Below are 12,499 nucleotides of genomic sequence, written 5' to 3'. Positions count from 1 at the left end.
TTGCTACCTTAAGCGTTTCACCAAGCTCATTTACTTGTGCCAATGTAGGTGCCAACACAGTTACTTTAACTGTAACTGATAATAATGGTAACATCAAAACAGCTACTGCTACAGTAACTGTTTCTGATACCGTTAGACCGGTGGCTACTGCTCAAAATATTACTACTTACTTAAATGCTGCGGGTACATCAACTATCACTGCTTCACAAGTGAACAATGGTTCAACGGATGCGTGTGGTATTGCTACTTTAAGCGTTTCACCAAGCTCATTTACTTGTGCCAATGTAGGTGCCAACACAGTTACTTTAACTGTAACTGATAATAATGGTAACATCAAAACAGCTACTGCTACAGTAACCGTTTCTGACACAGTAAGGCCAGTAGTAGTTACACAGAACAAAACCATTTACTTAAATGGGGCCGGTTCAGCTTCAGTAACTGCTGCTCAAATTAACAATGGTTCAACTGATGCGTGTGGAGTAGCAACTGTTGCCTTGTCACAAACTGCATTTACCTGCTCAAATACAGGAGCTAACACAGTAACCTTAACAGTAACAGATGTAAACGGCAATATCAAAACAGGTAATGCTACTGTTACAGTACTTGATACTATCAAACCAATTGTAGTATGTAAAGCAGATACTGCTATTCTTGATGCAACCGGTAATATAACCATTGCTCCTGATAGTGTAAAAGCATCGGCCAGCGACAACTGTAGCATAGCGAGTGCATCATTAAGCAAAACAACATTTAACACCACTAATATTGGTAATAACAGTGTAGTTCTAACTATTACTGATGCTTCAGGTAATGTAAGCACATGTACTACCAACGTATTAGTAATTGAACCTAAACCGGTGGCTATCTGCCAAAATGCAACTGTATACTTAAATGCATCAGGTAGTGGAACACTTACTGTTAACCAAGTTGACAATGGAAGTTATAGCTTAGTAGGGATTGCAAGCAGGGTTTTATCAAAAACCAGTTTCAACTGTACCGACTTAGGAACCAATAGTGTAAAACTAACAGTAACAAACACCTATAACAATAGCGATTCATGTACATCAACAGTAACCGTGCTTGATACTATTAAACCTACTGTTATCACTAAAACTTATACTACCTATTTAAATGCATCAGGTACAGCAAGTATTACTGCTGCAAATATCGATAACAATTCAACCGATAATTGCGGTGTGGCTTCAACCGTTGCTAGTAAAACCAGCTTTAACTGCAGCAATGTAGGTAGCAATACTGTTTGGTTAATAGTAGCCGATGCTTCAGGCAGAAAAGATTCAGCATCAACAACAGTAACTATATTAGATACTATTAAACCTACTGTGAACATACAAAATAGTGTAGTATTATATCTGAACCAAACTGGTAGCATTAACATTACACCCTCACAATTTAACAATGGAAGTACTGATAATTGTAGTATTGCAAGTACAAGCATTACACCAACTACCATTACTTGTGCTGACTTAGGTGTTAAAAACGTTACCTTAAAAGTAACCGATGTAAATGGCAATATTGATTCAGCAACTACGAGCGTTATTGTCCTTGACCCTATTGCTCCGGTAGCACGTCCAAAAGCTAATTTAACTGTTTACCTTTCAACCAATGGCCAGGCAGTAATTAATCCAAGTTTATTAGATAGTGCAAGTACCGATAATTGTAGCATTACAAGTAGAGTATTAAGCCAATCAGTATTTAACTGCTCAAATATTGGGAACAATACCATTAGCTTTACCGTACAGGATCAAAGTGGTAATGCCAATGCCGCTTCAGTTATTATAACTGTTTTAGATACTATTTCGCCAATTGCAACAGTATCAAATCAAAGTCTTTACCTAAACGCAAGCGGTACTGCTTCTATTACTGCAGCGCAGGTAAATAATAACAGTACTGATAATTGTGGTGTAGCAACAATTGCTATCAATAAAACCTCATTCTCTTGTGCAGACTTAGGAAGCAGCAATATTATATTTACAGTAACTGACATAAACGGAAACAGCAAAACAGCCAGTGTAAACGTAAATGTATTCGATACTATTCGTCCGGTAATGCGTCCTAAACAATTTATAAGCGCTTACTTAAATACAAGTGGTACTGCAACCATTACGGTAGCCGGTGTTGATAGTGCCAGTTCAGACAACTGTAATATAGCAAGCAAAACATTAAGCCAAAGTACATTTACTTGTGCTAATGTGGGTATAAATACTGTAACCTTAACCGGTACTGATTCTACAGGTAATACTTCAGGTAAAGCATTTACAGTAACAATTATAGATACCATTACACCGCTGCTTAGTACCAAACCAGCTACTATATATTTAAATGCTACAGGCAATGTAACACTGAGCCCTACCCAAGTAATACTAAGCAGTAGCGACAATTGTTCTATAACAAGCAGCAGCTTAAGCCAAAGCAGTTTTAACTGTACCAACTTAGGAACAAATACAGTTAATATAACTGTTACCGATGCAAGTAGTAACAGTAAAACACTAAGTGCTTCAGTAACCGTATTAGATACTATTAAACCTACCGTTATTACACAAAACAAAACCATTTACTTAAATGCAAGTGGAAATGCCAGCTTAACTGCCGCGCAAGTAAATAATGGTTCAACTGACAATTGTGCTATACAAACCACAAGCATTAGCAAAACAACCTATACTGCTGTTGACTTGGGTATAAACACCATTACATTTACAGCAACTGATGCAAGCAGCAACAGCCAAACAGTAAATGTTACAGTAACAGTATTAGATACTACCAGACCAATTGTAATAACACAAAACCTTACGTTATACTTAAACAATGTAGGAACAGCAACTGTTACTGCAGCCCAAATAAACAATGGTAGTAGCGACAATGCCGGTATCAACACTTTATTATTAAGCAAAACAAGTTTCAACTGTAACGACATTGGAACCAATACCGTTACATTAAGTGTAAGCGATGTGAGTAATAACACTGCAAATGCAAACGCTGTTATTACCGTATTAGATACTATTAAACCTACCATAGTAGCTCAAAACATAAGTGTTTACTTAAATGGTTTAGGTTTAGCTACTGTTACGGCACAACAAGCAAACAATGGCTCAACCGACAACTGTGGTATTAGCAATGTAACATTAAGCAAAACGAACTTTGGTTGCACAGAAAGAGGAATAAACAACGCCATACTAACAGTAAGTGATGCAAGCGGAAATACAGTAACAACTGTAATTACAATAACCGTGTTAGATACTATTAAACCAAACGTAGTAGTAAACAACAATTTAAACCTATACTTAAATGCTACAGGCAATGTAAGCTTAACTACAGCTCAGGTAAACAATGGTTCAACTGATAACTGTGGTATTACAACCTTAGCTTTAAGCAAAACAAGTTTCAACGGAACCAACTTAGGTTTAAACATAATAAACTTTACAGCTACCGATGCAAGTGGTAACAGCCAGACAGTTTCATTAAATGTTAGCATACTAGATACAGTTAGACCAATTGTAATAGCACAGGATAAAACTATCTACCTTAACAATTCAGGTAATGCTGTTTTAACTGCCGCAGAAGTAAACAATGGTTCAACAGATAACGTTGGTATTAACAACATCAGCATCAATAAAACATTGTTTAACTGTAACGATGCAGGTACCAGCTTAGTTGAATTTACTGCAAGCGATGTAAGCGGAAACAGAAGCAGCGCTATTGTAAATGTTACCGTACTAGATACCATTAAACCAGTAGTTACCTTTATGCCTACAGATGTAGTATTCGGACATTGTGGTGCCAACTACCGTTATATAGTACCAACAGCTACGGATAATTGCGGAGAAGTAAGAATATACCAAACAGAAGGAGTAGCATTAGGTAACACCTACCCTGTAGGTATTACAACCAACGTATTTACATTTACTGATAAAGCCGGTAACGTAGTAACACGTAGCTTCAAAGTAACAGTATTACCTCCTTACTTACCTGATACATTCCCTAGTATGGCTGTATGTAGTAGCGTACCTGCTTTCGACTTAACCCGTGGAAACAGCAACGTAATATTTAGCGGTAGTGGCGTAAGTGTTGATGGAAAAACATTTGACCCATCATTATCAGGAGCCGGAAATTTCCACATTACATTTATATTTACCGATACTACGAGCTGTGAAACAAAAGGAACTTTTGTGGTAACAGTATACCGCGCACCAGACAAACCAATTATAGTTCGTATGAATGCAGATGTTCTTCAGGTACAACAAATATTCCACTCGTACCAATGGTACCGCAATGGAGTAGCCATACCGGGAGCAACAAATCAGGCATATACTATGACACGTTCAGGTGTGTATTCAGTAGTTGTCGGTACCAACCAAGGTTGTTCAACTGCAAGTGATCCGTTAGGTGTAGGTGTTCCTGTAGGTGTAAATAATGTAACTGAGCAGGTTAAGTTTAGCATTCACCCTAATCCATCATCAGGATTATTTACTATTGACATAGAAGGAATATCTGGTAAACAAACCAATATAATTGTATACGATGCACTAGGAAAACAAATTAAAGAAGTGGCCACTCATACCTTTACCACCGACTTAGATTTAACAGACTTAGCACCAGGAACATACTATGTAAGGTTAAATCAGGATAACAAAACCAGTCTTAAACCAATTATTATAGCTAAATAAATTATTTAAACACAACTAAATAAAAGAACAAAACATAATGAGAAATATTTGTTTAAATAAAACAAAAACCATACTGGTAGTAGCCCTTTTAATAGTAACATTTACCAATGCATATACACAAACTAATCCCCAACGAACCAAGTTCAATCGTTGGGGGTTAGGTTTAAGATTAAACCATCTTTATGATGTAAAATTCACCGCTTACGATAAATTAGCAAATGGATTTTCAGGTGAAGATGTAAGTGGATTAAATGGCAGTAAAACAAAAATTGATTTAGCATTTGGATTAGACCTGATATACTTTGTGAGTCCATTAGTAAGTATTGATGCCTCTTATGACATGGGGAAAATGACAGGTGCTAATGCTATTGATTACTATGAATCAGATGTGAGTTTTTTAACCTTAGGTTTAAACTACGATTTAAAAGGTAGAAACCAGCGTACACCTAATACCTGGGTTCCTTTTTTAAGAGCAAGTATTGGCGAAGGCTCATACGATACCAAACGTAAATTTATTGAAGACGAGGTAACTTTCCACACAGAAAGTGGAACTGCACTTCAGGTTGGTTTAGGAGCAGGTATACGCTACCATATAAACGACAATTGGCATTTAAATTTACAGAGCGAATTTATTACCGCCTATACCGATGCTTGGGATGGCTATAACTACGGTTCAGGTAAAGAACATATGGCAAAAACCTGTTTAGGTCTTCGTTACACATTTGGTAAAAACAAACACCAGGATAGAGCAGTTGCTTGGCAATTCAGCAACCAAAATCCGGCTGACAATTCGGAACTAATGAATAAACTATTGTTATCAATAGGTGACAGTTTAAAAAACATTAACAACAAAGTAGAGCAATTACAGGCCAACAACAACAATTTACAAGCCCAGTTAAATAAAGATACCGATGAAGATGGTGTGCCTGATATTAAAGATTTATGTCCGGGAGAAAAAGGCGCATTGGCAAATGGCTGCAACGAAGCTGTAATAAAAAAAGACAGTAATAATAACAATTCTAAACCAAGTACACCTAATGGAAATACTGCACCTGCAGCAACTTCAAGTATTGCAAACAGTGGCGATGCACAGTTAATTAAGAATATGATTCTGATAGAAATGAATAATATTCGTTTTGGCAAAGGAAAATCAGACTTAAACAGCGATGCAGTAGATATACTGAATAGAACAAGCGTAATGTTAAAACGTAACGCCAACTTTAAACTAGTTATATTCGGACATGCAGACCAAGATGGTTCAGAAAAAGCAAATTACAGAATATCACAAAAAAGAGCTCAAACTGTAGCCAATTACTTAACCAAAAAAGGAATTGCAATAGATCGCATTGAACAAAAACCAATGGGTAAAAAAGAATTAATTGATACTGCTACCACAGCAAAAGCAAAAGCAAACAACAGACGTGTAGAATTTGCTATTGAATTAATGAAATAAATAACCTCTAGACTAAAACCTAAAAGAGCATCAATAACTGGTTAACCAGTTGTTGATGCTCTTTTTTTAATCAAAAGTTTGCATATTGCTTATAAAGTTCATTTGCAATGAAATAAACAATCATTCAACCTATTAAAAAGTAAAAGAGGAGTGAAAAATAGGTAATAAAAAAGCCTTGATAAACAAGGCTTTTAAAGGTGGTGTGGGAGGGAATCGAACCCCCGACACAAAGATTTTCAGTCTTTTGCTCTACCAACTGAGCTACCGCACCAATTATTGGGAGTGCAAAAGTAGATTTTTTTAGTTCGTATGCAAGTTTTTTCATAAAAAATTTCAAAATAATTTATTGAGGTTACTTAAGTAATTATTATTTATAATTGCGCATTATCCATTGTTGCATATGATTTCACAAATAATATTCCTAATTATTACAACCGTAGCAGTCTATTTATTTGCTAAAAGTTTAGGTAAAATTCGTAGAAATATATTGTTAGGAAAAGATATAGACCTAAGCGATAATAAACCCATTCGATTAAGAACCATGCTGCGTGTAGCCTTTGGTCAGAGTAAAATGGGAACACGCCCCGTAGCAGCCTTTTTTCACTTTATTATATACGTTGGTTTTATACTTATAAATATAGAAGTAGGCGAAATATTAATAGATGGTATATTTGGCACCCATAGAGTACTATCCTTTTTTGGTCCAGTTTATAATGTAGCCATTGGTTTTTTTGAAATATTAGCCTTAGGCGTGCTTATAGCCTGTATTGTATTTTTGTGCAGGCGCTATATTGTTAAAATAAAACGTTTTACCAGTCCCGAGTTAAAAGGTTTCCCCAATCAGGATGCAGCTAGTATTTTAAGTATTGAAATTATATTGATGGCCGCCTTGCTTTGCATGAACGGAGCCGACCAATTATTACAGGCACAAGGAGCTGAACATTATAAAATAGCAGGCGCTTTTCCTATTAGCAGCTGGCTAACAACACCACTGTTTAGTGGTTTGTCAGCCCATACATTAATTCTAATAGAGCGTGGCGCCTGGTGGTTTCACATTATTGGCATATTTATTTTTATGAATTATTTGCCATTTAGCAAACACTTCCATGTTATTTTAGCTTTCCCTAATACCTATTATTCAAACCTGAAACCCAAAGGAGAGTTAAACAATATGGCAGCAGTTACCCAAGAAGTAACCCTAATGCTTGACCCAACAGCCGCAACTCCTCCCGGTTACGAACCACCTACCAGTTTTGGCGTGAAAGAAGTAACAGACTTAACCTGGAAAAACTTAATGGATGCATACAGTTGTACCGAATGCGGTCGCTGTACCAGTAGTTGCCCGCAAAACCAAACAGGCAAACTATTATCGCCCCGCAAAATAATGATGGACACCCGCGACCGATTGGTAGAAGTGGGAAAAAATATTGATTTCAATGGCAGCTTTACCGATGACAATAAAAACTTACATTCATACATAAGCGAGGAAGAGTTGTGGGCCTGTAATACCTGTAATGCTTGTGTTGAAGCCTGCCCTATCAATATCAACCCGATGGAAATAATAGTAGAAATGCGCAGATACAAAGTAATGGAACAAAGCGCAGCACCCGCTTCCCTAAACAATATGTTTAGCAACTTAGAAAACAACCAGGCTCCATGGCAGTTTAGCCCTATGGACAGAGCCAACTGGGCAGAAGAAATATAGTTTGCTATACGCTTTTAAACAGTAGCTTTAAAACTGTTATAAAAAAACTATTTGTTACTAATAAATAAAAAATAGTTTTGCCTCCATGTCCATTTATGTTATTTTATTATCAGTACTGGGATACTTTGGCTTATTGGTTTTAATAGCCTGGTACACCACCCGAAAAGCTGATAGCAACAGCTATTTCACTGGCAATAAACAATCACCCTGGTATATAGTAGCCTTTGGCTTAATTGGCGACTCACTTTCTGGAGTTACCTTTATATCAGTACCCGGTGCAGTTGGTACCAATCAGTTTAGTTATATGCAAATGGTATTAGGTTATATAATTGGCTATTTAATTATAGCCCAATTCCTGTTACCCCTCTATTATAAACTCAATCTCATATCCATATACTCCTACTTAGAACAACGATTTGGCAAAACTGCACAAAAAACAGGCTCTCTCTTCTTCATATTATCGCGTATAGTCGGGGCCTCATTTCGTTTATACATAGCCCTCATAGTATTAGACGTTTATTTTTTTAGCGCTCTGCATATTCCATTTGCTGTTTCAACCCTGATTGTTATTGGGCTTATATTATTATATACCTATAAAGGTGGTATAAAAACCTTGGTATGGACCGATACTTTACAATCAGCTTTTCTGTTAGCAGGTGTAGCCTTATCCATATATGTAGTTTGCAACCAATTGCACTTATCCTTATTTGATACCATAACCTTAGTAAAAGAAAGCCCTATGAGCAAATTGTTTTTCTTTGATGACTGGTTAAGCAAAAATCATTTCATTAAACAATTTTTAGGAGGTATGTTCATTGCCATTGCCATGACCGGTTTAGACCAAAACATGATGCAAAAAAACTTAAGTTGTAAAAGTTTAGCCGATGCACAAAAAAACATCAGGTGGTTTAGTATTATAGTAGTATTTATTAATTTACTGTTTGTAAGCTTAGGTGTTTTATTATATCAGTTTGCTGCTACCAAAGGCATAGCTATTCCCGAAAAAACCGACCAGCTATTTCCAAGCATTGCTTTGAACTATATTGGAGGCATTGGAGCTATTATATTTATATTAGGTATAACCGCTGCTACCTTTAGCAGTGCCGATAGTGTATTAACCACACTTACAACCTCATTTTGTATTGATATACTCGGCTTTGACGAAACAAACGAAAGCAAAGAGCACAAAAGCAAGCGTTATTATATTCACATTGCCTTTGCTTTACTCCTGTTTTTTTTAATAATACTGTTTAAAGAAATGAATAACGATGCCGTAATTAATCAGGTATTCAGGTTTGCAGGTTATACCTACGGACCACTGTTAGGTTTATTTGCTTTTGGCTTATTCAATAAAATAAAGGTGAACGATAAGTTAATACCCATAGTTTGTATAGCTGCCCCTATTATTTGCTATTTCCTTGATACCTTTTCAAAACAATTATTCAATGGTTATCAATTTGGGCAAGAGTTATTAATAGTAAACGGTTTAATAACCTATGCCGGTTTATTATTGCTAAAAAGCAAAACAGACAACCAATTGGCTTAGTTCCATTTGCTTCAAATTCCGGTAGTAAAACTTTAAATACTATTTGGGTAACAATGAAAAGAGATACATAACCAATTAGCTATTCACAGGTTTTACCCATTTTGTTATTTTAAAAATTTAATATAACTACCTTACTTTCAAGCAGAAAAATTCAAAAAAAACTTTTTCCGAAAATTTAATTCCATCTTTTTCAAAAAAAAGCACAGGTTTTATTCACAAAAACCTACATTTGTGGGCTTTATTATAAAAAGTGAAAACTAAAAATTACATAGTTGAGTTCAATAAACTCCAAGTAGGACATAATGAATTTAGCTTTCCTATTAATGATAGTTTGCTAAGTGAATATGAACATGCGCCCGTAAAAAAGGCCAATGCCAATTGCCATTTAACATTACATAAATCGGAAAACAGGTACGATTTAGTTTTTAAAATTGGCGGTACGGCCTTAGCAAGTTGCGATATTTGCTTAGACGAAGTTGATTTACCTTTAGATAATGAAAGCAGTTTAATAATTAAACTTACTGATGGAATTACCAATTTAGATGATGATGCAATCATTTATTTACCAAAAGTTCTTCATGAGTTTGATTTTAAACAACTTATATATGAGTTTTTTTTACTGGCCATTCCAACAAAAGTAAGTTGCGAAGATGCTGGTAAAGAACACAACGAAGCGTTTATTGGTAAACTCTCTGAAGAAGAAATAGAAGAGGAAGAAGAAGATAATAAATCAACCGATCCACGCTGGGATGCTTTAAAAAATTTGTACAACAAAAACTGATAAATAGAGGAGAATAGTAAAATGCCAAATCCTAAACGAAAAATCTCAAAATCAAGACGCGATAAGCGCAGAACACATTACAAAGGAGCAACGCCTACACTTTCAATCGATTCAACATCAGGTGAAGTACATTTGCGTCACCGTGTAACAGCCGATGGCTTTTACCGTGGAAAGCATGTATTTCCTGATATGAAATCAGATGTTTAAAAGTGTTTAATTAATTTAATAATGAAAACGAGAATGCTTTATTGAAAAGTATTTTCGTTTTTCGTTTTAAAGCAAATCCCAAATAACAAGCAAATGAAAATTGGTTTTGACGTAATGGGTGGCGACTTTGCGCCCAAAGAAGCTATTGCAGGCGCCATTCAAGCATTAAATGAACTTGGTGCAAACGATAGCATTATACTTATTGGCGATAAAGAACAAGCAGAGAGTTTTTTAAACTCGGCAGGTGTAGACGATAGCCGTTTTGAATTTGTACATACAACTGAAGTAATTGGTATGGGTGAACACCCTACAAAAGCCATTTCTCAGAAAAAAGATTCAAGTATATCTATAGGTTTCAAACTTTTAGCTACAAAACAAATTGATGCATTTGTAAGTGCCGGAAATACTGGTGCTATGCTGGTTGGTTCTATGTTTTCAGTTAAACCAATTGAAGGCGTTATCAGACCAACCATTACAGCTACCGTTCCCCGCCCCAATGGCAAATTTGGGTTAATACTTGACGTAGGAGCTAATGCTGATTGCAAACCGGATGTGTTATATCAATTTGCTGTTTTAGGCAGTTTGATGATGAAACATGTACATGGTATTGACGATCCGAGAATTGGTTTACTTAGCATTGGCGAAGAAAAAGAGAAAGGTAACTTAGTTACTACTGCTGCTCACCAGTTAATGGAAGAGTCAAATGCGTTTCATTTTGTAGGAAACGTAGAAGGCAGAGATTTTTTAACCGACAAATGCGATGTAATAGTATGTGAAGGATTTACAGGTAACGTTGTATTAAAAGCTTATGAGTCGTTTTACTACGCCATGAAAAAACGTGGTGTAAAAGATGACTATCTTGATAGATTTAATTATGAAAATTATGGAGGAACACCCATCTTAGGTGTAAATGCTCCTGTTATTATTGGCCATGGTATTTCAAATGCCAAAGCCTTTAAAAATATGATTTTTTCAGCACGCGATGTTGTCAAATCCGATTTATGTCAAATAATACGTGAACAATTTAAAAACTTAGTTCCAATTCAATAGTATTCAATATTTTTTAAAATCGCCCCTGAAAAGGGGTGTTTTTATTTATAAAAAATTAACTTAGATGACAAAAAAATTAACTGCTGCCATTACTGCGGTGCATGGCTATGTACCACCAAAAATTCTATCAAACAAAGAATTAGAAAAAATGGTAGATACCAATGATGAATGGATAACCAGCAGAACAGGTATTAAAGAAAGAAGAATTTTAGGCGATGGTTTAGGCACTTCAGACATGGCAGTAGAAGCTGTTAATGGCTTATTAGCCAAACGAGGAATTACAGCCGAAGAAATTGACTTAATTATTTTTTGTACCGTAACCCCCGATATGGTTTTCCCTTCATCAGCTTGTATTTTAGCTGATAAAATTGGTGCTAAAAATGCTTTTGGTTACGATTTAGGGGCTGCTTGTTCCGGTTTTATTTTTGGATTAGAAACAGGAAGCCGTTTTGTACAAAGCGGTGCTTATAAAAAAGTAGTAGTAGTGGGTGGCGATAAAATGTCGTCAATTATTGACTATACAGATAGAAATACTTGTGTAATTTTTGGCGATGGTTGCGGATGCGTATTGCTTGAGCCAAACGAAGATAATTTTGGTGTAATTGATTCTGTACTTAAAATTGATGGCAGTGGCCGTCATTTCCTACACCAGAAAGCAGGCGGTAGTTTAAAACCGGCTTCGCACGCAACAGTTGATGCACGTGAACATTTCGTTTACCAGGAAGGACAAACTGTTTTTAAATTTGCCGTTAAAGGTATGGCCGATGTAAGTGCTGAAATTATGGAACGTAATCAATTACATGCTGATGATGTATCGTGGTTAGTTCCCCACCAAGCCAACTTACGTATTATTGATGCCACTGCGCAACGCATGGGCCTTGATAAAGATAAGGTTATGATTAATATTGACCATTTTGGTAATACTACCAATGGTACTATTCCTTTATTATTATGGGAATGGGAAAACAAATTGAAAAAAGGCGACAATTTAGTTTTAGCCGCTTTTGGGGGTGGGTTTACTTGGGGTGCCATCTATTTAAAATGGGCATACTAAGTAATATTATAGTGTTGAATT

Annotated in this window: 8 protein-coding genes and 1 tRNA gene; 8 read left to right on the top strand and 1 reads right to left on the bottom strand. The window is 35.9% G+C overall.

The annotated features are described in order from the left end of the window. The coding region (locus V4538_17030; protein MES2382753.1) for an HYR domain-containing protein at positions 1-4,682 on the top strand (4,682 nt) is incomplete at its 5' end. A gap of 37 nt (positions 4,683-4,719) precedes the next feature. Then, positions 4,720-6,135 (top strand): OmpA family protein, encoded by a 1,416-nt coding sequence (locus V4538_17025; GenBank protein MES2382752.1) that lies wholly within the window; start codon positions 4,720-4,722, stop codon positions 6,133-6,135. 198 nt (positions 6,136-6,333) lie between these two features. Here the strand turns inward: V4538_17025 and V4538_17020 are convergent. Further along, positions 6,334-6,406, bottom strand: a tRNA-Phe gene (locus V4538_17020). Between the two features lie 129 nt (positions 6,407-6,535). Here V4538_17020 and V4538_17015 point away from each other — a divergent pair. From V4538_17015 to V4538_16990, 6 genes are all read left to right on the top strand, one after another. Further along, positions 6,536-7,840, top strand: coding sequence for a (Fe-S)-binding protein (locus tag V4538_17015; GenBank protein MES2382751.1), 1,305 nt, complete (start codon positions 6,536-6,538; stop codon positions 7,838-7,840). 85 nt (positions 7,841-7,925) lie between these two features. Beyond that, a complete protein-coding gene (locus V4538_17010) occupies positions 7,926-9,386 on the top strand; it encodes a sodium:solute symporter (GenBank protein ID MES2382750.1) in 1,461 nt (486 codons plus the stop codon). Positions 9,387-9,636: 250 nt separating this feature from the next. Then, on the top strand, positions 9,637-10,167 hold the full coding sequence (locus tag V4538_17005) for a DUF177 domain-containing protein (protein MES2382749.1): 531 nt from the start codon (positions 9,637-9,639) through the stop codon (positions 10,165-10,167). A gap of 21 nt (positions 10,168-10,188) precedes the next feature. Beyond that, positions 10,189-10,374: a 50S ribosomal protein L32 gene (gene rpmF, locus V4538_17000; GenBank protein ID MES2382748.1), complete on the top strand. Its 186-nt coding sequence runs from the start codon at positions 10,189-10,191 to the stop codon at positions 10,372-10,374. A 93-nt stretch (positions 10,375-10,467) separates the two neighbouring features. Beyond that, entirely contained in the window at positions 10,468-11,424 is a 957-nt protein-coding gene (gene plsX / locus V4538_16995; protein MES2382747.1) for a phosphate acyltransferase PlsX, read from the top strand. A gap of 64 nt (positions 11,425-11,488) precedes the next feature. Then, complete coding sequence (locus V4538_16990) at positions 11,489-12,478, top strand: beta-ketoacyl-ACP synthase III (protein ID MES2382746.1); 990 nt, start codon at positions 11,489-11,491, stop codon at positions 12,476-12,478. The last annotated feature ends 21 nt before the right edge of the window (positions 12,479-12,499 follow it).

This window comes from Bacteroidota bacterium, from assembly GCA_040388375.1.
GTDB lineage: Bacteria > Bacteroidota > Bacteroidia > UKL13-3 > UKL13-3 > JAAFJM01.
The sequence above is the reverse complement of the archived record's forward strand: the minus strand, read 5'-3'. Positions and strand labels throughout refer to the sequence as shown.